Annotated in this window: 30 protein-coding genes; 7 read left to right on the top strand and 23 right to left on the bottom strand. The window is 67.0% G+C overall.

All coding sequences use genetic code 11. The features are described 5' to 3' along the window. Genes trbE through trbB form a run of 4 tightly spaced genes read right to left on the bottom strand, consistent with a single transcriptional unit; the run spans position 1 to position 4,011 of the window. Entirely contained in the window at positions 1-2,436 is a 2,436-nt protein-coding gene (gene trbE / locus BWQ93_RS15330; protein ID WP_077031269.1) for a conjugal transfer protein TrbE, read from the bottom strand. After that, complete coding sequence (locus BWQ93_RS15335; protein WP_077031270.1) at positions 2,433-2,702, bottom strand: VirB3 family type IV secretion system protein; 270 nt, start codon at positions 2,700-2,702, stop codon at positions 2,433-2,435. The genes trbE and BWQ93_RS15335 overlap by 4 nt, the downstream gene beginning before the upstream one ends. After that, positions 2,702-3,034 (bottom strand): TrbC/VirB2 family protein, encoded by a 333-nt coding sequence (locus BWQ93_RS15340; RefSeq protein WP_077031271.1) that lies wholly within the window; start codon positions 3,032-3,034, stop codon positions 2,702-2,704. The genes BWQ93_RS15335 and BWQ93_RS15340 overlap by 1 nt, the downstream gene beginning before the upstream one ends. Next, positions 3,031-4,011, bottom strand: a complete 981-nt coding sequence (gene trbB / locus BWQ93_RS15345) for a P-type conjugative transfer ATPase TrbB (protein ID WP_077031272.1) — start codon at positions 4,009-4,011, stop codon at positions 3,031-3,033. The genes BWQ93_RS15340 and trbB overlap by 4 nt, the downstream gene beginning before the upstream one ends. 220 nt (positions 4,012-4,231) lie before the next feature. Between trbB and BWQ93_RS15350 the strand changes: the two genes are divergently transcribed. The 4 genes from BWQ93_RS15350 to BWQ93_RS21155 all read left to right on the top strand — a co-directional run bounded on the left by BWQ93_RS15350 (position 4,232) and on the right by BWQ93_RS21155 (position 6,604). Then, positions 4,232-4,750, top strand: coding sequence for a LuxR C-terminal-related transcriptional regulator (locus BWQ93_RS15350; RefSeq protein ID WP_077031273.1), 519 nt, complete (start codon positions 4,232-4,234; stop codon positions 4,748-4,750). Between the two features lie 62 nt (positions 4,751-4,812). Next, positions 4,813-5,145 carry a hypothetical protein gene (locus tag BWQ93_RS15355; RefSeq protein WP_077031274.1) on the top strand — a complete coding sequence of 111 codons (333 nt, stop codon included), beginning with the start codon at positions 4,813-4,815 and terminating at the stop codon, positions 5,143-5,145. Between the two features lie 41 nt (positions 5,146-5,186). Further along, on the top strand, positions 5,187-5,660 hold the full coding sequence (locus BWQ93_RS21300) for a hypothetical protein (RefSeq protein ID WP_058818143.1): 474 nt from the start codon (positions 5,187-5,189) through the stop codon (positions 5,658-5,660). Positions 5,661-5,797: 137 nt separating this feature from the next. Further along, entirely contained in the window at positions 5,798-6,604 is an 807-nt protein-coding gene (locus BWQ93_RS21155) for a JAB domain-containing protein (protein WP_257787767.1), read from the top strand. Here BWQ93_RS21155 and BWQ93_RS15375 read toward each other — a convergent pair. The 13 genes from BWQ93_RS15375 to BWQ93_RS21160 form a co-directional block, all read right to left on the bottom strand. Next, entirely contained in the window at positions 6,580-7,020 is a 441-nt protein-coding gene (locus tag BWQ93_RS15375; RefSeq protein WP_077031275.1) for a ribbon-helix-helix protein, CopG family, read from the bottom strand. The two genes, BWQ93_RS21155 and BWQ93_RS15375, sit on opposite strands and share 25 nt — an antisense overlap. Further along, complete coding sequence (locus tag BWQ93_RS15380) at positions 7,017-9,068, bottom strand: conjugal transfer protein TraG (protein WP_077031276.1); 2,052 nt, start codon at positions 9,066-9,068, stop codon at positions 7,017-7,019. Before BWQ93_RS15380 ends, BWQ93_RS15375 begins: the two co-directional genes overlap by 4 nt. A 28-nt stretch (positions 9,069-9,096) precedes the next feature. Then, complete coding sequence (locus BWQ93_RS15385; RefSeq protein WP_077031277.1) at positions 9,097-10,842, bottom strand: relaxase/mobilization nuclease domain-containing protein; 1,746 nt, start codon at positions 10,840-10,842, stop codon at positions 9,097-9,099. Between the two features lie 231 nt (positions 10,843-11,073). Beyond that, positions 11,074-11,823, bottom strand: coding sequence for a lytic transglycosylase domain-containing protein (locus BWQ93_RS15390; RefSeq protein ID WP_083720938.1), 750 nt, complete (start codon positions 11,821-11,823; stop codon positions 11,074-11,076). Between the two features lie 3 nt (positions 11,824-11,826). Further along, a complete protein-coding gene (locus tag BWQ93_RS15395; RefSeq protein ID WP_077031278.1) occupies positions 11,827-12,159 on the bottom strand; it encodes a DUF736 domain-containing protein in 333 nt (110 codons plus the stop codon). Between the two features lie 5 nt (positions 12,160-12,164). Beyond that, positions 12,165-12,734: a S26 family signal peptidase gene (locus BWQ93_RS15400; RefSeq protein WP_077031279.1), complete on the bottom strand. Its 570-nt coding sequence runs from the start codon at positions 12,732-12,734 to the stop codon at positions 12,165-12,167. Continuing rightward, a complete protein-coding gene (locus BWQ93_RS15405; RefSeq protein ID WP_077031280.1) occupies positions 12,731-13,240 on the bottom strand; it encodes a DUF2840 domain-containing protein in 510 nt (169 codons plus the stop codon). Before BWQ93_RS15405 ends, BWQ93_RS15400 begins: the two co-directional genes overlap by 4 nt. After that, positions 13,237-13,488, bottom strand: a complete 252-nt coding sequence (locus BWQ93_RS15410) for a helix-turn-helix transcriptional regulator (RefSeq protein ID WP_053555711.1) — start codon at positions 13,486-13,488, stop codon at positions 13,237-13,239. The genes BWQ93_RS15405 and BWQ93_RS15410 overlap by 4 nt, the downstream gene beginning before the upstream one ends. A gap of 98 nt (positions 13,489-13,586) precedes the next feature. Beyond that, positions 13,587-14,249 carry a DUF2285 domain-containing protein gene (locus tag BWQ93_RS15415; RefSeq protein ID WP_443029348.1) on the bottom strand — a complete coding sequence of 221 codons (663 nt, stop codon included), beginning with the start codon at positions 14,247-14,249 and terminating at the stop codon, positions 13,587-13,589. After that, positions 14,173-14,385 carry a transcriptional regulator domain-containing protein gene (locus tag BWQ93_RS15420; protein WP_198040403.1) on the bottom strand — a complete coding sequence of 71 codons (213 nt, stop codon included), beginning with the start codon at positions 14,383-14,385 and terminating at the stop codon, positions 14,173-14,175. The genes BWQ93_RS15415 and BWQ93_RS15420 overlap by 77 nt, the downstream gene beginning before the upstream one ends. Positions 14,386-14,511: 126 nt before the next feature. Then, entirely contained in the window at positions 14,512-14,829 is a 318-nt protein-coding gene (locus BWQ93_RS15425; RefSeq protein WP_077032455.1) for a DUF736 domain-containing protein, read from the bottom strand. Positions 14,830-15,151: 322 nt separating this feature from the next. Then, on the bottom strand, positions 15,152-15,586 hold the full coding sequence (locus BWQ93_RS15430; RefSeq protein ID WP_077031282.1) for a hypothetical protein: 435 nt from the start codon (positions 15,584-15,586) through the stop codon (positions 15,152-15,154). Positions 15,587-15,709: 123 nt separating this feature from the next. Beyond that, positions 15,710-15,874, bottom strand: a complete 165-nt coding sequence (locus tag BWQ93_RS21160; protein WP_198040404.1) for a hypothetical protein — start codon at positions 15,872-15,874, stop codon at positions 15,710-15,712. Positions 15,875-16,218: 344 nt separating this feature from the next. Here BWQ93_RS21160 and BWQ93_RS15435 point away from each other — a divergent pair, with 344 nt between their 5' ends. Both BWQ93_RS15435 and BWQ93_RS15440 read left to right on the top strand, forming a co-directional pair. After that, positions 16,219-16,569, top strand: a complete 351-nt coding sequence (locus BWQ93_RS15435) for a helix-turn-helix domain-containing protein (RefSeq protein WP_077031283.1) — start codon at positions 16,219-16,221, stop codon at positions 16,567-16,569. Further along, complete coding sequence (locus BWQ93_RS15440) at positions 16,559-17,833, top strand: type II toxin-antitoxin system HipA family toxin (protein WP_077031284.1); 1,275 nt, start codon at positions 16,559-16,561, stop codon at positions 17,831-17,833. The genes BWQ93_RS15435 and BWQ93_RS15440 overlap by 11 nt, the downstream gene beginning before the upstream one ends. A 75-nt stretch (positions 17,834-17,908) precedes the next feature. Here the strand turns inward: BWQ93_RS15440 and BWQ93_RS15445 are convergent, their stop codons facing one another. Beyond that, positions 17,909-18,229, bottom strand: coding sequence for a DUF736 domain-containing protein (locus BWQ93_RS15445; RefSeq protein WP_053555716.1), 321 nt, complete (start codon positions 18,227-18,229; stop codon positions 17,909-17,911). Positions 18,230-18,576: 347 nt separating this feature from the next. Between BWQ93_RS15445 and BWQ93_RS21520 the strand changes: the two genes are divergently transcribed. Next, positions 18,577-18,828 carry a DUF7662 domain-containing protein gene (locus BWQ93_RS21520; RefSeq protein WP_077031285.1) on the top strand — a complete coding sequence of 84 codons (252 nt, stop codon included), beginning with the start codon at positions 18,577-18,579 and terminating at the stop codon, positions 18,826-18,828. Between the two features lie 60 nt (positions 18,829-18,888). On the opposite strand, the gene BWQ93_RS15455 is transcribed toward BWQ93_RS21520, so the two are convergent. The 5 genes from BWQ93_RS15455 to BWQ93_RS15475 are packed head-to-tail and all read right to left on the bottom strand — an operon-like array spanning position 18,889 to position 25,061. Further along, complete coding sequence (locus tag BWQ93_RS15455) at positions 18,889-19,167, bottom strand: hypothetical protein (protein ID WP_077031286.1); 279 nt, start codon at positions 19,165-19,167, stop codon at positions 18,889-18,891. Further along, positions 19,124-19,432, bottom strand: coding sequence for a S1/P1 nuclease (locus BWQ93_RS21525; RefSeq protein ID WP_083720943.1), 309 nt, complete (start codon positions 19,430-19,432; stop codon positions 19,124-19,126). Before BWQ93_RS21525 ends, BWQ93_RS15455 begins: the two co-directional genes overlap by 44 nt. Further along, positions 19,359-22,556: an error-prone DNA polymerase gene (locus BWQ93_RS15465; protein ID WP_077031288.1), complete on the bottom strand. Its 3,198-nt coding sequence runs from the start codon at positions 22,554-22,556 to the stop codon at positions 19,359-19,361. Before BWQ93_RS15465 ends, BWQ93_RS21525 begins: the two co-directional genes overlap by 74 nt. Then, on the bottom strand, positions 22,553-24,370 hold the full coding sequence (locus tag BWQ93_RS15470) for a DUF6504 family protein (protein WP_156878258.1): 1,818 nt from the start codon (positions 24,368-24,370) through the stop codon (positions 22,553-22,555). The genes BWQ93_RS15465 and BWQ93_RS15470 overlap by 4 nt, the downstream gene beginning before the upstream one ends. Continuing rightward, positions 24,279-25,061, bottom strand: coding sequence for an ImuA family protein (locus BWQ93_RS15475; RefSeq protein ID WP_077031289.1), 783 nt, complete (start codon positions 25,059-25,061; stop codon positions 24,279-24,281). Before BWQ93_RS15475 ends, BWQ93_RS15470 begins: the two co-directional genes overlap by 92 nt. Positions 25,062-25,068: the final 7 nt, after the last annotated feature.

Consider the following 25,068-nt stretch of genomic DNA (forward strand, 5'->3'; position numbering starts at 1 on the left):
TCACTCCTTCAGGGTGGAAGATTCGAGATTGGCGAGAAGATCGGCCGCCCAGTCGAGGCGGCGCTCGCGCAGCCAGGCGGCGGCAAAGCCATCGCTCCCATGTTCGGCGACGAGTTCGCCGATGCGGATCTGATCGGTCTTGGAAGACGCGGCGGCGAAGGCGAGCGCGATCTCGCCGAGGCCCAGTTCGAACAGCCGGTTTCCGCGGCGCGACTGGCAATAATAGTCGCGTTTCGGGGTCGACCGGCTCAATATCTCGATCTGCCGGTCGTTGAGGCCGAAGCGCTCATAGACCCGCGCGATCTGCGGCTCGGCGGCGCGCTCGTTGGGAAGGAATATCCGCGTCGGGCAGCTTTCGATGATCGCGGGCGCGATGCTCGAACTCTCGATATCGGCCAGACTCTGCGTCGCGAAGATGACGCTCGCATTCTTCTTGCGCAGCGTTTTCAGCCATTCGCGCAGCTGCGCAGCGAAGGCGGGGCTGTCGAGGATAAGCCAGCCCTCATCGATGATGATCAGCGTCGGCGAACCGTCGAGGCGCTGCCCGATGCGGTGAAAGAGATAGGCGAGCACGGCGGGGGCGGAAGCGGCGCCGACGAGCCCCTCGGTTTCGAGCGCCTGCACACGCGCGTCGCCGAGGCGTTCGACCTCCGCGTCGAGGAGGCGTCCCCAGGGTCCGCCGACCAGATAGGGCGCCAGCGCCTGCTTCAATTCCTGCGATTGCAGCAGGACCGCGAGCCCGGTCAGTGTCCGCTCCGCGACCGGCGCGGTGGCCAGCGACGTCAGCGCCGACCAGAGATGTTCCTTCGCGGCCGGATCGACCGCGACGCCTTCGCCCGCGAGGAGCGCGGCCAGCCATTCGGCGGCCCATGCCCGTTCGCCCGCCTCGTCGATGCGCGCGAGCGGCTGGAGCGCGACGCCGCCGCCGTCATCCTGCAAGGCGCCGCCCAGATCCTGCCAGTCGCCGCCCATGGCGAGCGTCGCGGCGCGGATCGAGCCGCCGAAATCGAAGGCGAAGATCTGGCCATGCTCATAGCGCCGGAACTGCAGCGCCATCAGTGCGAGGAGCACCGACTTGCCGGCGCCCGTCGGGCCGACGACAAGGCTATGGCCGACGTCGCCGACATGAAGAGTGAGGCGGAACGGGGTCGAGCCTTCGGTCTTGCCATAGAGCAAGGGGGCATCACCGAAATGCTCGTCCCGTTCCGCCCCCGCCCACACCGCTGACAAGGGTATGAGGTGGGCGAGATTGAGCGTCGAAATGGGGGGCTGGCGGACATTGGCATAGACATGGCCGGGGAGACTCCCGAGCCAGGCGTCGACCCCGTTCATGCCCTCGACCGTGCAGGTGAAATCGCGGCCCTGGATGACCTTCTCGGCGAGCCGCAGCTTTTCGGCCGCGATGGCGGGATCCTTGTCCCAGACGGTGAGCGTCGCGGTCACATAGGCGATGCCTGCATGGTCGGCGCCGAGTTCCTGCAATGCCATATCGGCGTCGGCCGCCTTGTTCGAGGCGTCCGAGTCCATGAGCACCGAGGCCTCGTTGGTCATCACTTCCTTGAGGATCGCGGCGACCGATTTGCGCTTGGCGAACCATTGCCGCCGGATTTTGGTCAGCAGCTTCGTCGCGTCGGTCTTGTCGAGCATGATCGCGCGCGTCGACCAGCGATAGGCGAAAGCGAGCCGGTTGAGCTCGTCGAGCAGGCCCGGCCAGGTCGCGGTCGGAAAGCCGGTGATCGTCAGCGTGCGGAGATGATGCTCGCCGAGCCGCGGCGCGAGCCCACCGACGAGCGGCTGGTCGGTCAGCAGCGCGTCGAGGTAGACGGGTGTTTCGGGGACGCGGACGCGCTGCCGGTTGGTCGAGACGCAGCTGTGGAGATAGGTGAGTGTCTCGCCGTCGCCCAGCCATTCGGCCTCGGGAACGAAGCCTTCGATCAGATGGAGCAGCCGCCCGCTGCGGTCGACAAAGCCCTTCAGATATTCTTTCGGATCGACACCCGCCTCCGAGCGCCCCTCATAAAGCCAGGCTTCCGCACGCGCGGCCTCTTCCGCGGGCGGCATCCAGAGCAGGGTCAGATAATAGAAGCTTTCGAAATGCGCGCCTTCCTCGCGGAACTGCTCGCGGCGCTCGACATCGACCAGCGCCGAGACGGCGTCGGGAAAATCCGAGACCGGATAGGATATCGCGGGAACACGCTGCGCCTCGACGAAGACCGCCCAGCCCGAGCCGAGCCGCCGCAGCGCATTGTTGAGCCGCGCGGTCACCGAGACGAGTTCGGCCGGGGTCGCGCTGTCGAGGTCGGGACCGCGAAAGCGCGCAGTGCGCTGGAAGGAGCCATCCTTGTTGAGGACGACGCCCTCGGCGACGAGCGCCACCCAGGGAAGATAGTCGGCGAGGGAAGCCGATTTGGTGCGATATTCGGCGAGGTTCATCATGGGCGCATCCAGACAGGAAATTTGAGGTGGCGGCGGGCGACGTCGACGAACTGCGGGTCGTGCCGCGCCGCCCAGACCGAAAGGGCATGGCCGATCGCCCAGAGGGCAAGGCCGGCGATCCAGAGCCGAAGGCCAAGCCCGATCGCGCCGGCGAGGGTGCCGTTGACGATCGCCAGGCTGCGCGGCGCGCCGCCGAGCAGGATCGGCTCGGCGAGCGCGCGGTGGACCGGCGCGAACAAGCCCGGAATGTCGGCCTCCTGTGCCATCAGACGAGCGCCCCGCCGCCGAAGGAGAAGAAGGAGAGGAAGAAGCTCGATGCCGCGAAGGCGATCGACAGGCCGAAGACGATCTGGACCAGCCGGCGGAAACCGCCCGAGGTATCGCCGAAGGCAAGGCTGAGGCCGGTGACGATGATGATGATCACCGCGACGATCTTCGCGACCGGACCCTCGATGCTCTCGAGGATCGACTGGAGCGGCGCTTCCCAGGGCATCGACGAGCCGCCGGCATGGGCCGGGACGGCGACGATCATCGCGACGACGATCGCGGTCGAAGTGAGCATGGCGCGGCGGGCGCCTTGCCGGGCGGCACGGATCATGAGCTTTCTCCTTCTTGTGTGTGCGGGACAAGGCGATATTCGCCGGTGGCGGGATCGAGCCCGTCTACCCGCGCCAGTTCGGACAGGCGCCGGCCGGTCCCATCGCGGACGAGGACGGCAACAAGGTCGATGGTTTCGGCAAGCAACGCGCGCGGCACGGTTACGACCGCCTCCTGGATGAGCTGCTCCATGCGGCGGAGCGCCCCGAGCGCGCTTCCGGCGTGGATCGTACCGATCCCGCCCGGATGCCCTGTTCCCCAAGCCTTCAGCAGATCGAGCGCTTCGGGGCCGCGCACCTCGCCGATCGGAATGCGATCGGGCCGGAGGCGGAGCGACGAGCGCACGAGGTCGGTGAGCGATGCGACCCCGTCCTTGGTGCGCATGGCGACGACATTGCGCGCGGCGCACTGCAACTCGCGTATATCCTCGATGAGGATGACCCGGTCATCGGTGCCGGCGATCTCTGCGAGCAGCGCGTTGGCGAGCGTCGTCTTGCCGGTTCCGGTGCCGCCGGCGACGAGAATGTTCATCCGCCCGGCGACCGCATGTCGCAGCGAGGCGGCGGCAGCCGGCGCCATGATGCGCGCGCCCACATAGTCGTCGAGTGTGAAAACGGTGGCCGCCGGCTTGCGGATCGCGAAGGCCGGAGCGATCACTACGGGCGGCAGCAGTCCCTCGAACCGTTCGCCGCCGCCGGGCAGTTCGGCCGATACGCGGGGACTTCCGGCATGAACTTCGGCGCCGACATGATGCGCGACGAGGCGGATGATGCGTTCGCCATCGGCTGCACTCAGCCATGTGCCGCTATCCGAAAGGCCAGCACCCAAGCGGTCGACCCAGAGGCGGCCGTCCGGATTGAGCATGATCTCGACGACTTGCGGGTCGGCAAGCCAGCCGGCGATCGCCGCTCCGAATGCGGTCTGCAACATGCGCGCGCTGCGATTTCGCGCTTCTAGCCGGATCGGTTCTGCAGCCATGAGAGGACCCCGTTTCGCGGCGCCGGACCGGAGTGTCCGTGCGACGGGGCCGAGTAAGAGACGCAGGGATTGCCCCAATTCAACAAGCTTTTGAGCGCGTCGCAGCGTGGCGTTGAAAGACAGGCTATGGCGTAGGCGCCGTCATCGCGAACGAGCGGCCGCGCCCCCGCGAATCACTCCCGGGGCTTGTGCCGGAGGCGATTTTGACAAGAGTGTGAACATGAGTGATTCGAGGTCGCACACATTTGAGGACGCCGAACGCTGGGCGCGCCTCACTGACAAGCAGCGGGCCTGCCTCGATCTCCTGATCGAGCGACAGACCTCGAAGCAGATTGCGCGGCAGCTCGGAATCGCCAAGCCCACCGTCGATCTCCGGCTGACCAAGGCGCGCGACATATTGGGGACGGCGAACCGCGACGAGACCGCGATCGTCTATGCCCGCCTCAAACAGACCTATGATCGGATCACATGCGATCCGATCGACCTTCCGCCGCCGCCTACGCTCGTGCCATCCCACTTCCCGGACGGAGGCCCGGCCGACGCGATGGCGCTGAATGACAGTGTCCTGGCGGCGGACGGGCCGATGGAGGCCAGCCCGCCGTTCAGGGATTTCTGGAGGCATGACCATGCCCGGACAAGGCGAGCGCTGATCATGGCGGCCATGATGGTCGCACTGGTCCTGCTCATCTTATCGGGGCTCGCCATCGCCCAGGCGCTGACGACGCTGATCTCCGGCTGATCCCTTTCCCTTGTGCCCAAGCAATCGCCGGATCGCCCCCGCTTTCCGGAAAAGGAGAAGTCATGTCCAAAGAAATCAACTTCGCAGCAGCTCGTCTCGAGCGCGACGTCCCGGCTGCGGAAGGCAGAGTCGACGATGCCCTCATCGCGGTGTCCTCGCTGATGACAAGTGTCGTGACCGCACGCCGCGATACCATCGGGGTGCCGGCCACCAGCGGCCATGCAACGATCCGGCGGCTCGCGAAGGCACAGATGGCGCTGGTCGATGTGAGCGGTGACATCCTTCGCGTCCATGGCGATCTCGTGCAAATCGGACGCGAGACGGCGGGCTATGACCTTCATGAATGCCCGGCGATCGCCGGTGCGGTTTCCGAGCCTCTTCCGGCGGCCGCCTGACCCCGATTGACCCGGAGCAATCAGCATGAAAGGTTCGGGCGATGCGCATGGCATTTTTCCTCGCTTTCTTGCTGGTTGCTCTTGGCTATGCCGCCTGGCGCGGGGGCGGACCCGAACGCGCGATGGCCGCGATCGCGCTGACCATGGTGGGAGCGGACAAGATGCTCCACGCTTTCGTACCGGTCGAATTCGCATCGCTGGACACGGGCCATCTAGCGATCGACCTGTTCGGCGCGACCGCAACCACCCTGCTCGCGCTTTTTGCGCATCGCTTCTGGCCCATGTGCGTCGCGGTGCTCCATATACTCCCGCTCCTCGCGCACACGAGCCGGTTCCTCGATGTGGAGATTCATCCGGCGGCTTATCTGACGATGCAGGTCGCGACCTCGTGGCTGGTTCCGCCGATCCTCATCCTCGCAACCTGGCGGCACCAGCGACGCCTGGCGCGCGGCGACAGCGAGCCGTCCTGGTACATCTCGTCGCGTCGATCGATCCCGAGAACAGCCAATCGATAGCCGAAACGCTACTTGCCGAGTTTCATAGTCTCGATCGCATCTGGTCGCGGTCACCCGAGGCGCTGGCGCGAATTCTCGGCAAGCAGAGTCCGGTCATAGGCCTTCTGCTTGCCGCGCGCGAGGCCGGCCTCGAAGCCATGCGCGCCGAATTGCTCGGTCGCGTGATCGAACCCTCCAGCCCAAAACTGATCGAATATCTCAAGACCTCGATGGGCGCGCTGCCCGAGGAAATTCTTCGCGTGCTGTTTCTGGACGCGTCGCGCCGGCTCGTCGCCGACGAGCAAATGCAGCATGGCTCGGTTCGGCAGCTGGCACTTTATCCGCGCACGATTTTCCGGCGCGCGCTCGAGCTGGACGCGGCAGCTATCCTGCTGGTCCATAATCATCCAAGCGGTGACCCGACCCCGAGCGACAGCGATATTCGCGTCACCGAACTCCTGCGCGACATCGGCCGGGCGCTCGACGTCGAACTCATCGACCATATTACCGTCACCCAGCGCGAGCACCATAGGCTGGCCGCCGGCAAAGCTCCGCCGAGGGGAAGACCGGGACCGCCGTTGACCCTCGGGGACGGGCACCGCGACCGCATCGAGACAGAGAAGGGAGTTGCCGACCTCGCACTCGCCAATGCGCGCCGGACCTTGCGCCGGCGGTTGCTGCGCAAACAGCTTCTGGGCAATGATGAGCTATTCGGCGAGCCGGCGTGGGACATGCTCATCGACCTCTTCATTCATGAAGGCGAGGCGAAGCCGGTGTCGACGAGCAGCCTCGGCATCGCCTCGGGGCTGGGGATGAGCAGCGCGCTGAGGCTGGTCCAGCGGCTCTGCGACGCCGAGCTCCTGGTCCGCACATCGGATCCCGCCGACGGACGGCGAAACTTCATCCAGCTGGCGCCCGAAGTCGCGCACCGGCTTACCGCCTATTTCGCGGCCGGCGAGGAATGAGTGCCGGACGGCTTATCGCGCGACACTTCCTCCTGGAACTTCGGCCCGAGTTCCATCCGGCGCGCGAGGGTATCGACGAACGCCTCCCACCGCTTCTTGCCGGTGGCCTGCGCCGCCTGCAGCGCCGCATCGGGGAGCGGCGGATTGTTCGTCAGCCAGGATCGGATGAACAGCGCGGCGGTCTCGTTCGACAGCTCGATATGCCATTCGAGCCGCTCGATCTGCCGCGACAGGCGGTCGAGGCGCCGGGCAAGCACCGCCTCGAGCCGCTCCTCCTGATCGGGTGTGAGCAAGGATGCGAGGGCGGCTTCGACGATATCGGTTCGCGTCATGCGCCGGCTGCGCGCCCGCTCGTCGAGTTCGCGGCAAAGCGCGGCATCGAGGCGGAAGGTCCGTTTGACCGCGGGCTTTTTCACAGGTCGATTCCATCGCCCGGATCGAGCGATGCGTTGCGCGCATTGCGCTGCATCGCCCGGTCCATGGCGCGCCGGTCGCGCGCCGCGTCGCTCCCCTCGCCGCCGCGATCGAAATCGAACTCGTTGACCTCGGGCATGGGTTCGGGGACCACATCCTCATGGTCAGCAAGGCCCGGCTCCCGCCGGATTCCCGAATTGGCCCCCTCTTCCGCCGCCGCGCCCCCGGCCGGCGCCGCCGCTTTCGCGTCGCCGTCCTCCGCTGCCGATGCGCGGCGTCCGGCAGGCCCGGGTCCGGGTCCGGGAAGCAGAAGAACGGGCGCCGGCTCCTGCGGCCGCGGCGTCCAGTCATCGTCCGCCCGTCTCGGCGTCCGGGCAGGCGGTGGCGGTGCGAGAATGCGGCTCGTGAACCGGGGGTCGACGTAATAGCGTGCCTTCGCAGCCCGGATCGGAGGCACGCCGGCGGCCATCACGATCTGCTCGCCGGGCGGCAACTGCATCACCTCGCCCGGCGTCAGCAGCGCGCGGGCGGTTTCGGTGCGCGAGACCATGAGATGGCCGAGCCAGGGCGAGAGGCGGTGGCCGGCATAATTTTTCATCGCGCGCATTTCGGTCGCAGTCCCCAGCGCATCGGAAATGCGCTTGGCGGTGCGCTCGTCGTTGGTCGCGAAGCTCACCCGGACATGGCAATTGTCGAGGATCGCATTATTCTGCCCATAGGCCTTCTCGATCTGGTTGAGCGACTGGGCGATCAGGAAGGCCTTGATCCCGTATCCCGCCATGAAGGCGAGCGCGCTTTCGAAGAAATCGAGGCGGCCCAGCGCCGGAAATTCGTCGAGCATCAGGAGCAGGCGCCGCGGCCGCGCGCCGGGATTGAGATCCTCGGTGAGCCGCCGTCCGATCTGGTTGAGGATCAGGCGGATGAGCGGCTTGGTGCGGCTGATGTCGCCGGGCGGCACGACGAGATAGAGCGAGGTCGGACGGTCCCCCGCCATCAGATCGGCAATCCGCCATTCGGACCGGCCCGTCACCGCCGCGATGACGGGGTCGCGATACAGGCCGAGAAAGGACATGGCGGTCGAAAGCACCCCCGAGCGTTCATTGTCCGATTTGTTCAGCAATTCCTGCGCGGCCGCGGCGACGACGGGATGCACGCCCTTGTCCCCCAGATGCCGGGTCGTCTGCATGCGGCGCAGCGTCGAGACGATCGGTCGCCGCGGATCGGAGAGAAAGGCTGCCACGCCCGCCAGAGACTTGTCCTCCTCGGCATAGAGGACATGGAGGATCGTGCCGACGAGCAAGGCATGACTCGTCTTCTCCCAATGGTTGCGTTTCTCGAGGCTGCCTTCGGGGTCGACGAGGACATCGGCGACATTCTGGACATCGCGCACTTCCCATTCGCCGCGGCGCACTTCGAGCAGGGGGTTATAGGCTGAGGATTTGGCGTTGGTGGGATCGAAGAGCAGCACGCGGCCATGCAGCGCGCGAAAGCCCGCTGTCAGCTGCCAATTCTCGCCCTTGATGTCATGGACGATGCAGCTTCCCGGCCAGGTGAGCAAAGTGGGCACGACGAGCCCCACGCCCTTGCCCGACCGTGTCGGTGCGAAGCAGAGAATATGCTCGGCGCCATCGTGGCGCAGATAGGCTTTGCCGAACCGGCCGAGCACGACCCCTTCGCTCCCGAGCATCCCGGCAGCGCGTATCTCGCGCCGGCCCGCCCAGCGCGCCGACCCATAGGTCTCGGCCTTTTGCCGTTCGCGGGCGCGCCATACCGACATGGCGATCGCGACGATGATCGCGGCGAACCCGCCCGACGCCGCAATCAGCGCCCCCTTGTAGAAGATTGGCGGCGCATAGGCGTCGAAGGCGAACCACCACCAGAAGAAGGCCGGCGGCGGATAGACGGGATAATTACCGAGGCGGAACCAGGGTTCGCCGAGTTCGGGCTGGAAGGCGAGCGCCGCCGCCGTCCATTGTGTCGCGCCCCAGACCGCCAGGAGGACGATCAGAAACACGGCCGTTATCTGGCCCCAGAGAATCCTGTCGTTCACGCTCGCCTCCCATGATGGATGCCCGGCCTCACAGCCCGATGCCCCTGCCGCGCCCGAGCGCCCAGTCGACGGTGCCGCCGGGCGTCATCGTTCCGGTGACATGCTGGCCAAGATGCTTGTCGAGCGCCGGGCGCCAGGGAACGAGCTGGAAACCGAGCCCGTCGTCGATCATCGCGAAACGGCCCGAAGACAAAGTGACGCGCTCGCGGTAGATGCCGCTCACATAGTCATTCGACCCCGAAGGTCTGTGCGCGAGGCCGGTGCGCTCGGCGATCGAGCGGGACGCCGCGTCGAGATCGCGCGCGTTCAAGGTATCGATGAGACCCTGCGCGAGAATGACGCGCTGCCCCTGGCGGCTCGCCAGTCCCTGCCCGGCGAGGTGGCGCGACCGCGCATCCATCGCATCACGGATTTCGCGTCCGAAGCCTTGATGGCTCGCAGCCGGCTCGCGGGTGACGAGTTGACGGTCGAGCCAGGTCGCGCCGGGCGCCGTCACCTGCGCGCCGAGCGGCAGGTCCGATCGCGTCACGAGCGATTGCCGCATCTGCCCTTTCGCGTCGGCCCAGGAGCGAAGCTCGACGATGGCCCCGGGCCGCGCGTCGCCGGTCAACTCGATGTCGCCGAACCGCAGATGGTGCGTGCGTCCATCGGCGCCGTCGACAATCGCATAGGCGCTACCGGCGAGTTCGTCGTGAAGCCCGCGATCGACGAGGCGGCCGATGACCGGATCCGTCGGCACATCGTCGTGGAGAGCAAGCACCGACGGGTCGAAGCGGCCGCCATCGCGGGTCAATGCGCGGTGCATGGTCTTGATGATGTCGCCGCGAACCGAGAGGTCGCGCAGCACGGATTCCGCATCGCCGCGCATGACCCAGATGCCGGACTCGATCTGCTCGGCAAGACCGAGCGCCTCGAGCTTCGCTGCCCGGCCAAGCAACTGCCGATGAAGATGCCCATCGGCCCGCCCATCCCGTCGAAGATCGATCTCGCCTGCACCCTCGGTTGCCATCCGCTCGAGCGTCCGGTCGAGGTTCGTCCAGCGCTCGGCGTCGACCTCGCGCGCGAGCGCATCGGCGATGTCGCGCGCGCTGCGCGGCCCGAGCTCGAGCGTGGCGAGATCCTCGGCGCGCCAGCGCAGCCCTTCGCTCATATAGCCGCGATCGACGACAAGATCCTTGCCGTCGTCGGCGACGCCGCGCACAAGGATGTGAATGTGCGGATTGTCGGTGTTCCAATGATCGACCGCGATCCAGTCGAGGCGCGTCTCGAGATCCTTTGCCATGTCGGCCATGAGGTCGCGGGTGAAGCGCCTGAGGTCGCCGATTTCCCCGGCATCTTCCGGACTGACGATGAAACGGAAATGATGACGATCATCCTCGCAGCGCGATGCGAAGCCGGCGCGGTCGGCTGCGTCCCCCTCCGCGTCGAACATCGAGGCGTCGCGGCCGTCGCGGGTGACGCCGTCGCGTTCGAGATATTGGATATGGCGCGCGAGCGGCGCCGAGCGGAAGCGCTGCCCCTTGTGGCGCACGATCCGCGCCTTGACGACGACGCAGCGGCCGTCGGCACGGAAGCGCACTCGCGCGAGCGCGTGGCGGCCGCGGCCATGATGCCCGGTGCCACCGCCGGACCCCGGCGGACGGCGCGCGAAACCCTTGCGCGCCATGGAGCGGCGCACCTGCCCCGCAAGGCTCCGCCCCCGGCGTGACGCCCCGGCCCCGCGGTCCCGCACCCTTCCCGGCCGGATCTTGAACTCACCGTCGTCACCGCTCACGGCAGGCCTGCCATATTCCAAGCCGCTGAATTTTCTTCGTAATGTTCGACATCATATGGCCAGGCAATTGCGAGCCATATGGATTTCCCGCTGATTTGCGCGCCCCTTCGACCAAGCGGCTGGCAGCCCTTTTATCTCGCCATACTTCCCTTCCATCCCAGCCAATCCCGTCCCTCCTTGCCGGCTTTACCCCACAAGGCGCAGACGGAGGCGGCGGAGCGAGGAAGGTCTTCATCGACGGTCCTGACCGGAAAGCGGGACGAAGAGCGGGTGCCGCCCGGCGCCGGTGGCTGGCTCAGCGGCCGTCGGACTATTCGGCAGACTGCTCGAGTCCGAGACGGCCCGCGCGCGATCTTCGACGATGGAGGCGTTGTCGCCCCGCGCGGCAAAGAGTGTCGATCGCTGCCAGCCCGGCGCGGCCGAAGGCGGCGCGGCGGCGCGCGAAGCAATGCCGGAAGCGCCAAGCTCGGGCGCGATCCGCGCGACATAGGCGCGCGTTTCGGCCGGAAGTCCGCGCCGTCCGGACGCAAAAGCGTCGGCGCGGCCCGGTCCCGCATTATAGGCCGCGAGCATCAGCGACACATCGCGGTAGCGATCCCACATCGCGCGCAGATAGGCCGCGCCCGCAAGGATGTTCGAGCGCACATCGAACGGGTCGGCGCCCAGTCCGTGGCGCGCCGACAACATCGCCCAGGTCGCAGGCATGATCTGCATGAGCCCCATCGCACCGGCGTGCGAGACGGCGCGCGCGTTGCCCCGGCTTTCGGCATGCATGACGCGCCAGATCCAGCGTTCGGGGATACCGAAACGCTGCGAAGCTTCGGCGACCGATGCCGCATAGGGATGGACATCGGCGCGCACCGCCGGCGCGGCGACGGCAGCGGATGCGCCGCTGAACGCCGCGCCGAGTGCGCAGCCGATCGCCGCGCGGCGCAGCGCGAGCGCAATGGCGATGCAGGACGATCGCGGCCCGTATGCCATGGTCTAGCTCCGCTCGCGCGCCGACGGGCGCGACCAGAGCAGATGATGTTCGTCATCCTTTTGCGACGCGCGGAGCAAGTTCGCGCGGAGCGGAACCGCGAAGGCGGGGTCGTCGATCTGCACGGCGATGAACGCTCCGGCGCGCTCGCCGGTGCGATTCCAGCCCGCACCGATTTCGATTCCACTTGCGGCGTCGCCGACGAACCGCCGCCATTCGGGGGCATGTTCAGCGGCCGACGGCTGCGCCCGAACGATAACCATGTCGGCATCGCAGGTGAGCGTGCGCAGACGGCCGGCATAGCCGTCGCCGCGCTTTTCGAAAGTTCCGATGAGCATCGATATCACTCCATTTCGCTACGGGGAAAAGCAAGATCGCGGCCCGAAGGGCGCCAGCGCAGGGGCGCGCCCGGGGCGCCGCGGGTCAGGATCGGGTGCGCCGTTCCGAGCAGGCCGGTGGTCGGAAGCGGCCCGAAGTACCGCCCGTCGAGACTGTCCGGCGCCGCATTGATCAGGAAGATTTCGCGGGGCCGGACGATGCGGCAGCCGAGCCAGACCGGCAGCAGCCGATCGGCCCGGTCGCGCGCCAGCGCGCGGGCGACGGCCCGGCCGTCGACGGTCACGAAGACGCCCGAGCGACAGACGCGCGCGCCGGGGAGCGCGGCAACGCGCTTGATAAGCGGCACGCCGCGAGGCTGGTATTTGCGCCGCGCCATGTAGGCGGCGAGATCAGCTGGCGGTTCGATCGCGACCCAATCGCCGACCATGGGCGCGGCGCCGGGATCGATGCGATACAGACCGACCGGCGCGCTTTGGCTCGCATTCCATAGCAGGCGCGGCGCTGGCACGAACCAGGCTGAAAGACCGAGCAATGTCACAGCGGCAACGGCAATAGGGAGGTAGCGGCGGTTCATAATTCGATCGCCCGGCGGCGTAGCCATGCCGCATGGCGCTCGGCGCTATAGGGACGAAAGGGCATCCCGGCTGCGAGACGGTCGGCGACATGACGCCAGTGATCGGGGGATGCATCGCACGGATCGACCCCGGCGGCCTCGACCGCATCGATCGCTTCGAGCACCCGCGAAACCTTCGGCCAGCTCTCGATGTGCAGCAGAATTTCGCCGCCGGGCCGGATGAACGGCAGCGCCGTATAAGAATCGCCGACAGCGACCGCGGTGACGATCTGGATGCTCGAGTGGATGGTGCCGAAGTCGTTCGAGGACCAGCGCAAATAGGCGAAGGTCGCTCCCGGACGAAACATGACGATGCGCTTGCGGCGGCTGACGATCCGCTCGGCGGCCACGCGGCCAAAGCGAATCCATTGCTCGGTGCGGCCTTCGATCCAGGTCAGTTCGACCTCGGTCAGCGGCCGCTGCGCCTCTGCCGTGCTCGCCGCCGCGATGCGATCGCGCGGCATCATCGGCGCACCGGCCGCGCCGGATGGACGGTTCCCTTGCCCGGATCGGAGGTCGAAGAGCGCCGGCCGATCTCGGCCCAGGCGTCGAGATCCTCGATCCCATAGACGACACGTCCGCCAAGCTTGCGATAGGCGGGCCCGGTCCCGTAGCAGCGATGCTTCTCGAGCGTCCGGGCCGACAGCCCGAGATGCAGCGCGGCATCGGGCGTTCTGAGATAGCGCGGGCCAAGGGCGGGCAAGGGGGGATTCATTCGCGTGCTCCTTCCAGCCGCCGGGCCGAAAAAAGCCGGTGCGGCGGGTCGAGGAGCGTGGTGGCGCGAAGAGGAGCGGGAGCCGGAGCGGCTAAAATTCAGGGCAATTTTTGTCGCCCCGCAGGGCCGGCGAGCAGTGCCCGATAACCGCCCTGCATCAGGGCGCGTGCTTCCTCGATCAGGCGCTGCGTTCGCCTTCGTTCGGACGAGGACTTCCATTCGGCGCCGCGGCCGACCGACAGGCGGGGGTAGATGATGAGGCGCGCGACATCGTGAGAGGTGACGCCACCGCCGCCCGGTCCCTGCAGGATATCGAGAATGGCGAGCATCATGCCGAGGCGGCGCGCCTGATAGGCGGTCGGCAAGAAACCGGGCGGCGCCAGACCGGGCGCATCGCCGAGCCATCGATCGAACCGCGCAGCCGCCTCGTGACGCAGGCCGACCAGCGAATCGCGCAGGATCAGGTTCGCAAGCGGGACGCCGGCGCCGTCGGTGCGAAGCCACAGGCGGTGCCAGGCCCGGTCGTCGGCGAAGACGAAGTGCCGGCCATCTTCAAGGCGGCGATCGGCGACGACAAGATGGGGCGGCGGAACCGCGAAGGCGTCAGCCGCCGGGCATCCCGGCGGCGCCACGTCGAGGATGTTCGTGTAACCGCAGATCGCCGCCGACCAGAACGCAGGACTTTCACGCGCCGAGCGGGTCGGCGGGCATGGGAAAGCAAAGACCCCAGCGCCGGGCCATCGCCTCCCGCGCGGCGACATCGCCGCGGCGCCCGCCGGTCATAACGCAGTCATAGTCGCGGACATAAGCAGGGTTGCGGCGCAGAAACTCCTGCGCGAAGCCCGGAAAATCGAGCGGCGCCCGCTGCGTCACCTGTAATCCGATCGTGCCTGCCACCGCCACCTCCATTGGGATGACGGCAGCATCGCGATCGGATGATATCGGCCTATTCCAACATCGCGGAAGGCCGATCCCCAGAAATGGGTATCCCGCCCGGCTGCTGCCGGGCGGGATATGGGGAGCTCAATCGCCGCCGCGGCGGGCCTGGCGGTTCCAGACCAGATCATGTTCCTCGCCTTCGCCGGCGAAAAGCTGGGCGAAGATGGGGGCGGCAAATGTCGGATCGTCGAGCTTGACCGACAGATAGGGGCGCTTGTCCTGCGTCTTCTTTTCCCAGGCGGCGCCGACTTCGGCCTCGCCGATGAAGACGCGGTGGCTGGGGGCGTTGCCGCTCGGATTGTCTTCCGGAACGATGCGAACCGATTCCGCCTCCACCGAGAGAGTGACGATCTGTCCCCGATATTCGCCGGAAACCTTCTTGAATGTGCCGATCCTGGCCATGATGCTTGTCCTTTCCTTGGGCTCGGGCCGCACCAGCGCGGCCTCGATGCGCATCGGTGGTCAGCAAGGGGCCGGTGCCGCAGCCGTCAGGCCCGCAGCGCAGCGGAGGACGGACACGGGCCGTCTTTCTTGTCTCGCGAGGAACGGCGGCACGCCGGGGGAAGAAAGTCGGACATGGCCGTTGCGGTGTTCCGGGCCAGCGCAGCGGCTTTCTGACAGATGGCGCATTCCGAGAGGCCGTGCTGGCGTGGCCAGCGACCGGGAAGCGCAGAATGGCCAGGCCGTCCGCGACGAAGAAACACCGGCGGATCCGGATGCCGCGCTATCGAACGGTCGGCGTATCTCGCATCGTGCCCATCGACGACCGGTCCGCCGCCAACGACCGCCAACTCGCGCAGGCCGCCGCGACCCCGACAAGCATCGCGAGACAAGTTCGCCAACCGCCGTCGATACCGAGAAGGTCCGCCAGCGCCGTTCCCGCTCCTAAGCCCGCAGCGCCCGCCGGAGCCATGAAAAGCAATCCGATCAGGAGCCGGATTCTTGCCGAGGTCGTTCGAGCAAACAGCCACCGCCCCGCCAGATGGAACCCGATGCCGGTAAGCAGTCCCATCGCAAGTGCTGGGCCATATCCTTGATCGCGAAGGAGGAGGAAGGCGCAAAGGCCGAGGCAGACGGGCAAGGCCAAGGACGCCAGACGGAACAGCAGCCCGATCAGATAGAGTGCGGCGATACCGCCGAGGATGATCATCAACGTCATGAGCGTCGCCCCGTCGGGCGCGCCGACCGCGACCTCGACGGCGTGATATGCCCGCCTGTCCCCACAGCAATCGGGCCAGGACAGTGCCGCGAGCGGCGCTGCCCCGGACCGGGGTGGGCGCGATCAGCGGCCGAAGGGGTCATATTCGCACACGATCATGTCGGGATCGCCGTCGAACTCGTCGAGCGGCATCACCGAATAGCCTTTGACGGTTTCGATGAGGACGATGACGGTCATCATCGTGCGGGCAAGGTTCCAGCCGAGCGATTGGGCAGTGGAAAGCGGCATGGGTCAAGCTCCTGTCGTTGGGAGCGGGCCATTCCCGCTCGACAGTCGCCCCGCCGGTCGGGGACAGGCCGCAATCACCGCGAGCGAAGCTGCGGCCGCACGCGGAGCGTAGCGGACCCTTTACGGGTTGATTGAAGGAGGCCTGGCCTCGCACCTAGGGATCAGCGGCATTCGAGCGGGATGGCCCGCTCCCCGTGGGCAGCGCCATGCCGAACCTGACAAGCCATGCGGAATTTCCCACAGTCTGACTTACAGAAACGTCATAATGCCAATTAAGGCTTACGTGTAAGCCATCAACTTGACTTTTGTGCCGATTGCAGCCTAGAAGGTCGAAAGGATGGTCGATGGCCGACGAGACGACAAAAAAGATCCCGCGCAGCTATTCGCGCTACACCCGCGAGGCTGTGCGCCTGCTGGGCGGGCTCATTCGCGCCCGGCGGATCGAGCGGCGGCTGAGCGTTGAAGAGCTCGCGACGCGCAGCGGCGTGTCGCGCGACATGATGCGCCGTATCGAGCAGGGCGACCCGCGCTGCGCCATCGGCCTCGTCTTCGAGGCGGCAGCGATCGTCGGGGTCGCGCTGTTCGACAGCGACCGGGACCGTCTCGCTGGACATCTCGCCGAGCAGGAAACGAAGTTGCGCCTGCTTCCCAAGGCCGTTCACAAGCCGCGATCCGAGGTGAAGGATGACTTCTGACGTCGCACCTGCCGGCGAAGCCTTCGTCTGGATATGGCTGCCCGGGGCAACCGAGCCGGTCGTCGCGGGCAGGCTCGCGCGCGCGCGCGATAGCCGGCTCACCTTCAACTATGGCCAAAGCTATCTGGCCCGCGCGGATGCCATCGCGATCTACGAGCCCGAATTGCCGCTGCGCGCCGGCCTGATCGAGCCGGCGAGCAAGATGCAGTTGCCAGGCGCGATCCGCGACGGGTCGCCCGATGCGTGGGGCCGGCGCGTCATCATCAACCGGATCGGCGGGCGCGACGAGGGTGAGCTGGCTCCAGCCGAACTCGACGAATTGACCTATCTCCTCGAATCCGGCTCCGACCGCATCGGCATGCTCGATTTCCAGGCGTCGGCCACCGACTATGTAGCGCGCCAGCGGCAGAATGCGACGCTCGCCGAACTGATGGAGTCGGCCGAGCGCGTCGAGCGGGGCGTGCCGCTCACGCCCGAGCTCGACCAGGCGCTGCAACATGGCACATCGCTTGGCGGCGCCCGCCCCAAGGCGCTGATCGACGATGGCGCACGAAAATATATCGCCAAATTTTCTGCGGCAGCCGACATCTACAATGTCGTGAAAGCCGAATATGTCGCGATGCGCCTCGCCGCGCGCGCGGGCCTTGATGTCGCGCCGGTCAAGCTTGCGCGCGCGCTCGGCAAGGATGTGTTGCTCGTCGAGCGTTTCGATCGCGCGCCCAAGGAGGACAATTGGGTCCGGCGCGGCGTGGTGTCGGCGCTCACCCTCCTTGCCCTCGACGAGACCGAGGCGCGCTATGCGAGCTATGAGGATCTCGCGACCGTGATCCGTCACCGGTTCGTCGATCCCGCCGCGACGCTCGCCGAACTTTACGCGCGCATCATATTCAACATTCTGTGCGGAAACACCGACGACCATGCGCGCAACCATGCCGCCTTCTGGGACGGCGGGACGCTGGAGCTTACGCCCGCCTATGACATCTGCCCGCAAGGCCGCACCGGCGGCGAGGCGACGCAGGCGATGCTCATCCTCGGCAACCGGCGGTTCAGCCAATTGTCGCTTTGTCTCGAGGCCGCACCCGTCTTTCACCTCGACGATGCGCGCGCGCGCGCCATCATCGCGGGTCAGCAGGCCGCGATCGAAGCCCATTGGGACGCAGTGTGCGACGAAGCGGCACTCGGCGGCGCCGAGCGCGCGTTCCTGTGGCGGCGGCAGTTCCTCAACCCGTTCGCCTTCGAGAATTTTGCAGCCGCCCCGAACTGACCGAGATCCCTGCGCACAAGATGCAGTGGCGCAAAGCCGACCGGCCCCGCTCGAAAGCGGGACCGGTACGGGCTGTCACGACGGCGGGTTCCAGATGATGACCTTCTTCATCGGATCGTCGCCCGGCGCATTGGCGATATTGCCGTAGATGGTGCCGAACTCGGGTGCCGAAAGCGACACCGACACATATTCGGCGCCGGTGTTCTGCGAGAAGCGCTTCCAGCCGGCACCGAGCTCGAAGCCGTTCTTACGGCTGACGATGCGGTAATCGGGCTCGCTGTCCTTGGCTTTGCGACCATTCGGGACGATCGCGATCGGCGCGGTGACGTTGAGGGTGGCGAGCGTGCCTTCGAAGCTGCCGTCCGCCTTGACGGTGAGATTTGCGATGGTGGCCATGATAAAGTCTCCTGGATTGATCGGGACCATCCCGATGGCGCTTGCACGAGGGGCCGGGAGCCGCCGTCACCGGAACATCGTGACGGGGAACCCCGAACGGGGTTGACGGCCGGAGGCGATCCGAGGCCCATAGAAAAGCGCCCTAGAGGGGTGGACGATCGACCGGGGAGGCTTGCTGCCGCCGTCATTCATCGGCTATTGGACAAGGGCACTTGTGGCATCGCGCGCCACCTGTCTTTCCGCCACGACGATCCGCTGCAAGGTCGGTAGCGCCTTGAAAGCGGCAGGCGCGTTTAAGGGGTCAGAGCTTGTCCTGACTCATTGTTGCCGGGATTGGGGATGCCGCCATGGGCAAATATGATGCGCTTGGGACCTTTTTGCGAAGGTGGAAAGTCCGCAACGACGCCCCGGGTGTCGAACTGAGCTTTGCCCAGATCGAGAGCATCGTCCGCGGCTTGTTGCCGCGCGCTGCGGCCGACCCGCAATGGTGGTGCATGAACGAGCAGGCCGAGCCTCCCCACCGACGGGCTTGGCGCGAAGCGGGCTTCGATGCGATCGCCGACATGGCGGCCGAACGTGTCTATTTCCAACGGCGATAAGGCCCAGTCCGGCCTGACCCCGAAAGATACCACAAGCGTCCGTTGAACCGCCAGCTGCCGTCAGGTCGGGCCGCCATAAGCGGGATCGAGCGCGAGATTGAGCAGATGCGCGAGGCGGAAGCCCGCTTTGGCAACCTGCTCGGATGCGGCACCCTGATAGGCTGCGAGATAGGCCTGATCGATCCGTTGGATACGTTTCGGATTGGTCTGCTTCAGCGCAGCGGCCGAATATTGGCAGTTCGCCCCGACGATGGTGCAATAGGCGGTCGCGGGCGCGAGGGTGATCGAATAGGATTCATTGGCCCAGTCCGCCGGGGCCGTCGCGACCCAATTCTTCACCGCGACAAGATTGCGATTGGCCTGGAGCGTATCGACCGCGCGATAGGCGATGGTGAAGCGGCTGATGGATATCGCCGATCCAGTGACCGAGCGCCATCAGTGCGAAGGCCCGCTCCTCGCGCAGCTTCGTCCGGTCCTTGGCCGTTAGTAGTCGGCCGGCTTTCGGTGGGTCAATGCGTATTTCGGTCCATTCAATGGAAATCATGGCTCCGGATGCGAAGCGGCGCGTCGCGCGAGTCCGGCCCCCAACCGTTACGCGCCCCATCCCCACGACCCGACGCTATGGACACATCGCCCTGCGCGATCGAGCGCAACATGGCGTCGTGTTCGACGATACGGTCGCAGATGATGTGGATAACTTCGCCTTCCTTCTGGAGCCGCCCGCGCATCGCGATCATCGAGGCCGACATTATCTGCCGCCGGTAAATGTCGAAGCGGTCGGGCCAAAGGATGCCATTAGCGATGCCGGTCTCATCCTCGATCGTTACGAACAGGACGCCCTTGGCCGAGCCGGGGCGCTGACGAACGAGGATCACCCCGGCGACCTCGATATTGCGGCCATCCCTGATATGGGCGAGATCCGCGCAGCGGACGATGCCCATGCCACCAAGCTCTTTGCGCAAGAAGCTCAGCGGATGCGCGCGCAACGAAAGTTGCAGCGTTCGATAATCCTCGACGACCTCACGCCCTTCCGTCATCGGCCGTAGCGAAGTTTCCGGTTCGAGCCCCTCGGGGCTGAAGCTCGCCTCGCGGGCATCCGCCGCCGCGAACAGCGGGAGCGGCGCTTCGCCGAGACCCCGAACCTTCCAGAGACCTTGGCGCCGATCCTCGGCAAGGCAGGCAAAGCCATCGGCTTCGGCGATCCGCTCGATCGCGGCGCGCGGCACGCCGGCGCGTCGCCAGACATCTTCGACGCAGTCGTAAGGCACATCGCCCCGCGCACCCACGATCGCCGCGCCGTGCACATTGGCAAGCGAGCGTACCTGGCGAAACCCGAGCCGCACCGTGAGATAGCGGTCACCGGTTTCCTCTAGCGTGCAATCCCAGTGGCTGTGGTTGATCGAGACAGGCCGCACTTCGACTCCGTGATTGCGGGCATCGCGCACGATCTGCGCAGGCGCATAAAAGCCCATCGGCTGGGCGTTCAGCAGCGCGGCGCAGAAGACGTCGGGATGATGATACTTCATCCAGCAGGACGCATAAGCGATCTTCGCGAACGACGCCGCGTGGCTTTCGGGGAAGCCATAACTCCCGAAGCCCTCGATCTGCTTGAAGGTTCGCTCGGCGAAGTCCTTCGGATAGCCGCGCTCGACCATGCCGCCGACCAGCTTGTGGTAGAAATGCGACACGCCGCCGGTGAGTTTGAAGGTCGCCATCGCTCGGCGAAGTTGATCGGCCTCGGCGGGCGTGAAACCCGCGCCGACGATCGCAACCTTCATCGCTTGCTCCTGGAAGAGCGGCACACCCAATGTCTTTTCGAGTACGGCGCGGAGTTCAGGCTTGGGATAGTCGGCCTTCTCCTTGCCTTCGCGGCGACGAAGATAGGGATGGACCATGTCGCCCTGGATCGGACCCGGACGCACGATCGCCACCTCGATTACCAGATCGTAGAAGCATTTGGGCTTGATCCGCGGCAGCATCGACATTTGCGCACGGCTCTCGATCTGGAAGACGCCCAATGTATCGGCCTTCTGGATCATGCCGTAGACCGCCGGATCGTCGTCCTGCAGGTCGGCCATACCGACCGAGATACCCTTATGATCGCGAAGCAGGTTGAAGGCCCGGTTCATGCAGCCCAGCATCCCAAGGCCCAGGACGTCGACCTTCATGAATTTGAGAACGTCGATATCGTCCTTGTCCCATTCGATGATCTGCCGGTCTTCCATCCGCGCCGGTTCGATCGGGACGAGGTCGTCCAGACGCTCCTCGGTCAGCACGAAGCCGCCGGGGTGTTGCGACAGGTGGCGCGGGGTTCCGATCAGCTGGCGCGCGAGATCGAGGGTCAGTCTCAGGCGATGATCGTCGGCATTCAGATTGAGGCTGGCGATCTGTTCCTCGGGAATGCCGTCAACCGACCAGCCCCAGACGAGGCCGGTGAGCATTTTCGTCAGGTCGCGCGGCAGTCCGAGCGCCTTGCCGACCTCGGCCACGGCGCCGCGCGTCCGATAGCGTGTGACCACGGCGGTCAGCGCGGAGCGATGCCGCCCGTAGGTGTCGTAAATCCACTGGATGATTTCTTCGCGCCGCTCATGCTCGAAGTCGACGTCGATATCGGGCGGTTCCTTGCGTTCCCCCGAGACGAAACGCTCGAAGAGCAACTCATGCTTGATCGGATCGATCGAGGTCACGCCGAGCAGGAAGCAGACGCAGCTGTTCGCCGCGCTCCCTCGACCCTGGCACAGGATCCCGCGCCGCCGGCTCTCGGCGACGATCGAGTTGACGGTCAGGAAATAGGGTGCGTAGCCAAGCTCGCCGATCAGCCGCAGCTCATGATCGATCTGTCTCCGATAGGCAGGCGGCACGCCGCCCGGAAACATACGAACCGCGCCTTCCTCGGTGAGCGCGGCGAGCGCCTCCTGCGCGCTCCGCCCCGCCATCACTTCCTCATAGGGATATTGGTAGCGGATCTCGGCGAGGTCGAAGCGGCAGGCCGCGGCGATGTCGGCGGTCGCCTGGATCGCGTCAGGAAAGAGCGCGAAGCGCCTTTCCATCTCGGCGGGCGACTTCATAGCGCGATCCATGAAGCGTTCGCGCTTGAAGCCGAGCGCGTCGACGGTCGTCTTTTCGCGGATCGCGGTCAGCACATCCTGCAGCGGCCGGCGCTCGGGGGCATGATAGAGAATGTCTCCGCACGCCACACAGCGTATGCGCGCTTCGCGGGCTAGCGCGTCGAGCGCGCGCAGCCGCGCGAAATCGCCGGGGCGCCGCCGGAGCGCAAGCGCCAGATAGGCATCGCTGCCGAAAACATCCCGCAGTTCGCCAAGGTCGAAGCGCGTCCGCTCGCCGGCGGCATCGGGAAGCAGGATGGCAACCAGCCCTTCGGCCCATGCCGCGACATCGGTCCAGTCGAGCCAGCAATTGCCTTTCCCGCCGCGCGCCTTGCCTAGCGTCAGCAGCCGGGTCAGCCGTGACCAGGCGGCGCGATCCTTGGGATAGAGCAAGAGCGAACGGCCGTCGCGAAGATCGATCCGCGATCCCGGGATGAGCCGGACTCCCGTCGCCTCCTGCCCCGAGAGACCGCGGACCATGCCGGCGACGCTGCCGCGGTCGCAGAGCCCGAGCGCCGAATGACCGAGCAAAGCCGCCGCTGCGAACATCTCCTCGGGCGCCGAAGCCCCCCGCAGGAAGGAGAAATGGCTGGTCGTCTGGAGCTCGACATAGGTCGTCATCCGAACACGCCGTGCATGTACCAGCTCAAATCGCCGGTATTTCCCTCTTGTGCGTCGCCGCGGCGGAACAGCCAGAAGCGCTCGCCGCTCTCCGCCTCCACCCGGAAATAGTCGCGGACCGCCCACATCTCGCCCGCGCGCCGCCACCATTCGCCATGGATGCGTTCGGGTCCGTCGCCCGCGACGACGCGGTAGCTCCGCCCGCGCCACGCGAAGCGGCGCGGCGGATGGTCGGGGAGCAGCGCGACGACGCCCGACAGGGCCTCGGGCCGCGCGAGCATACGGATGGGCCGGACCCAGGCCGGCCAGCCGTCCGGCGTTGCGAGCGGGCCGGCACGGCCGATCGCGCGCTCGGGCACGTCGCTTTCGATAGCCGAGAGGCGAAACAGCGCTGCCTCGCCCGCGCGGCCCGCAAGCTGGTCGACGAGCGGCGCAATATCGGGCGTCCGCGGCTCGTCCGTGAGCCCCGCGCCGATCGCCTCGGGCGTCAGCGCATCGACCTGCGGCGCGGCGAGCGCCATCGCCTCGATCCCTAGCCCGGGCTCGATCCGGTCGATGCGGAGCTTGAAGAGGCGTAGCAGATGCTTAGTGTCGCGCGTCGCCCGCGCCGTCCCGACCGCGACGCGCTGCTCGCGCGCATCGACGCGCTCGCAGCTGAGCACCGCCGTGCGCACGCCAAGGCCGCGTTCGTGCAGATCGGCGACAAGATCGCCGACGAGATCGGCGATCACCTGCTCGATTGCCTCGGCCGTCGCGATCGGCTCGACGAGCCGCCTCGATACGAAAGGCATCTCGAACGGCACGACGGGCACGATTGGCTCGGGCACATGCCCGCGCGCCTGGTCGAGCCGCTCGACCGCGCCGCGCCCGAGCCGGCGCGCGAGCGGCCCGCGCGGCATGGGATAAAGGTCTACGATCCGCTCGATCCCGAAGCGCGCTGCCGCCGCCAGCGCCTCCGGCGCGAGCCGGAGCGCGCGAAGCGGCAACGGCGCAAGCGCCTCCCCTTCCTCCCTTTCCGGCAAAACCAAAGTCGCCGCGCCGCCAAAGCGCGCGAGCGCGTGCGCGGCGCCGGGGGTTCCGGCGATCGCGACGCGCGCGGTGAAACCGAGGCGGCGCAGGAACGACACAAGCCGCGAGGCGAAGCGCGCCTCGCCGCCGAAGAGGTGGGTGGTGCCGGTGAGGTCGAGCCAGAGCCCGTCGCTTCCCGACACCGCCGCAGTCGGCGTCCAGTGCCGAACCGCATGGAGAGCCAGGCGGTCAAGCCACGCCGCATCGGCCTCGGGAGCAGCATCGAGCACGTCCAGATCGGTCACGAGCGCTCGTGCATGCGCTGCCGCCAGGCCGGGCGCGAGGCCGAGATCGAGCGCCAGAGGGCAAGCGGCAGTGACGATATCGCGCTGGCCGGAGCGCGCGACGAGGATCGTCGGGCGGGCGCCCCACGGAATAGCTATCGGAAGCGCGCTGCCTGTCGCCGCGCTCCCGTCGTCGCTGCGTGCCATGCGAAAGACCGGCGCAGCCGCTTCGCTTCGCCGTCCCAGCTCGCGCATCGGCGGCCGCTGGTGTGCTGGCAGCGCATCGATAGCGGCCCGGTCGGGCCGTGCATGCGCCGAGTTTTCCTGGGCCCAGCGCGCGCCCGGTCGCCAGCCGCCGCCGCGCGGCACTGAACAGGCTCCGGGGTTATCGTCGATGGGCTCGGGCAAGCGCGGTTCGAGCCGCGCGAACTCAGGCGGCGTGCCCGAGCGCGAGATCGACGCCGCCCGCCGCAATCGCTCGATCGCGAGTTGCGGCAGGAAGAGCGAGGCGACCCTGGTCATCGCACGCCTCCAGTTCGAGGGAAAAAGGCGGCCCGCCGCGCTGGCGGACAAGCTCGACCGACCAGCGCCCGCGCCCGACGCCGGGCATCGTAAGCGGCGACGAGGCAAGGCTCCCGATCCGCCAGCGCGTGCAGGCCAGCGAGAGATCGGTGAGCGGGCATTGGCCGTAACGCCGGTAGCGGCGATAGAGCAGCATCGGCGTCTTGCCTTCGGAGGCCGCGAGCTGCAGCCGGCGCGTCGCGGTCTGGTCGGCCGCCTTCACTTCGGCCACCACGCAGGCGAGTGCCCCGTCGCGAAGCGCGTCCTCGCACATCGCAAGCAGTTCCTTGTCGGTCTTCCCCTGCGCATAAAGCACCCGCTCAGGCCCGAGCCCGGCCTGTTCAAGCCCGGGGGCATAAAGATCGAAGCGGGTCAGCGCCCAGAGCGCCGACAGGCCCGGCGCCGCGAAGCGCGCGGCGATCCCGGCAGCAAACAAGGTCGCCGCCGCGTCGTCGCTCCAGCTCGCAGAGGCGGCCGCAACCTCATGGAGGCCCGCGCCATCGAGCCCGCCGCCGCTGAGAAGATGGTCGAGCGGGCCAACGCCGAACGGCAGCACCGGCCCGCGTACTGACTGGGCGCGCGCCACCGCCTCGCGAAGCGATTGAAGCTCCTCGGCGCTTGGCCGGGGCTGCGTGAAAGGCGGTGCGGTCATATCCGGT

Source organism: Sphingopyxis sp. QXT-31 (assembly GCF_001984035.1).
In the GTDB taxonomy this organism is placed as follows: Bacteria; Pseudomonadota; Alphaproteobacteria; order Sphingomonadales; family Sphingomonadaceae; genus Sphingopyxis.

Bases quoted from the DNA above. Each gene is read 5' to 3' on its own strand.
- trbE (WP_077031269.1), bottom strand. From the start codon at position 2,436: ATGATGAACCTCGCCGAATATCGCACCAAATCGGCTTCCCTCGCCGAC.
- BWQ93_RS15335 (WP_077031270.1), bottom strand. From the start codon at position 2,702: ATGGCACAGGAGGCCGACATTCCGGGCTTGTTCGCGCCGGTCCACCGC.
- BWQ93_RS15340 (WP_077031271.1), bottom strand. From the start codon at position 3,034: ATGATCCGTGCCGCCCGGCAAGGCGCCCGCCGCGCCATGCTCACTTCG.
- trbB (WP_077031272.1), bottom strand. From the start codon at position 4,011: ATGGCTGCAGAACCGATCCGGCTAGAAGCGCGAAATCGCAGCGCGCGC.
- BWQ93_RS15350 (WP_077031273.1), top strand. From the start codon at position 4,232: ATGAGTGATTCGAGGTCGCACACATTTGAGGACGCCGAACGCTGGGCG.
- BWQ93_RS15355 (WP_077031274.1), top strand. From the start codon at position 4,813: ATGTCCAAAGAAATCAACTTCGCAGCAGCTCGTCTCGAGCGCGACGTC.
- BWQ93_RS21300 (WP_058818143.1), top strand. From the start codon at position 5,187: ATGCGCATGGCATTTTTCCTCGCTTTCTTGCTGGTTGCTCTTGGCTAT.
- BWQ93_RS21155 (WP_257787767.1), top strand. From the start codon at position 5,798: ATGCGCGCCGAATTGCTCGGTCGCGTGATCGAACCCTCCAGCCCAAAA.
- BWQ93_RS15390 (WP_083720938.1), bottom strand. From the start codon at position 11,823: ATGGCATACGGGCCGCGATCGTCCTGCATCGCCATTGCGCTCGCGCTG.
- BWQ93_RS15395 (WP_077031278.1), bottom strand. From the start codon at position 12,159: ATGCTCATCGGAACTTTCGAAAAGCGCGGCGACGGCTATGCCGGCCGT.
- BWQ93_RS15400 (WP_077031279.1), bottom strand. From the start codon at position 12,734: ATGAACCGCCGCTACCTCCCTATTGCCGTTGCCGCTGTGACATTGCTC.
- BWQ93_RS15405 (WP_077031280.1), bottom strand. From the start codon at position 13,240: ATGATGCCGCGCGATCGCATCGCGGCGGCGAGCACGGCAGAGGCGCAG.
- BWQ93_RS15410 (WP_053555711.1), bottom strand. From the start codon at position 13,488: ATGAATCCCCCCTTGCCCGCCCTTGGCCCGCGCTATCTCAGAACGCCC.
- BWQ93_RS15415 (WP_443029348.1), bottom strand. From the start codon at position 14,249: ATGTCGCCGCGCGGGAGGCGATGGCCCGGCGCTGGGGTCTTTGCTTTC.
- BWQ93_RS15425 (WP_077032455.1), bottom strand. From the start codon at position 14,829: ATGGCCAGGATCGGCACATTCAAGAAGGTTTCCGGCGAATATCGGGGA.
- BWQ93_RS15430 (WP_077031282.1), bottom strand. From the start codon at position 15,586: ATGACGTTGATGATCATCCTCGGCGGTATCGCCGCACTCTATCTGATC.
- BWQ93_RS21160 (WP_198040404.1), bottom strand. From the start codon at position 15,874: ATGCCGCTTTCCACTGCCCAATCGCTCGGCTGGAACCTTGCCCGCACG.
- BWQ93_RS15435 (WP_077031283.1), top strand. From the start codon at position 16,219: ATGGCCGACGAGACGACAAAAAAGATCCCGCGCAGCTATTCGCGCTAC.
- BWQ93_RS15440 (WP_077031284.1), top strand. From the start codon at position 16,559: ATGACTTCTGACGTCGCACCTGCCGGCGAAGCCTTCGTCTGGATATGG.
- BWQ93_RS15445 (WP_053555716.1), bottom strand. From the start codon at position 18,229: ATGGCCACCATCGCAAATCTCACCGTCAAGGCGGACGGCAGCTTCGAA.
- BWQ93_RS21520 (WP_077031285.1), top strand. From the start codon at position 18,577: ATGGGCAAATATGATGCGCTTGGGACCTTTTTGCGAAGGTGGAAAGTC.
- BWQ93_RS21525 (WP_083720943.1), bottom strand. From the start codon at position 19,432: ATGGGGCGCGTAACGGTTGGGGGCCGGACTCGCGCGACGCGCCGCTTC.
- BWQ93_RS15465 (WP_077031288.1), bottom strand. From the start codon at position 22,556: ATGACGACCTATGTCGAGCTCCAGACGACCAGCCATTTCTCCTTCCTG.
- BWQ93_RS15470 (WP_156878258.1), bottom strand. From the start codon at position 24,370: ATGACCAGGGTCGCCTCGCTCTTCCTGCCGCAACTCGCGATCGAGCGA.
- BWQ93_RS15475 (WP_077031289.1), bottom strand. From the start codon at position 25,061: ATGACCGCACCGCCTTTCACGCAGCCCCGGCCAAGCGCCGAGGAGCTT.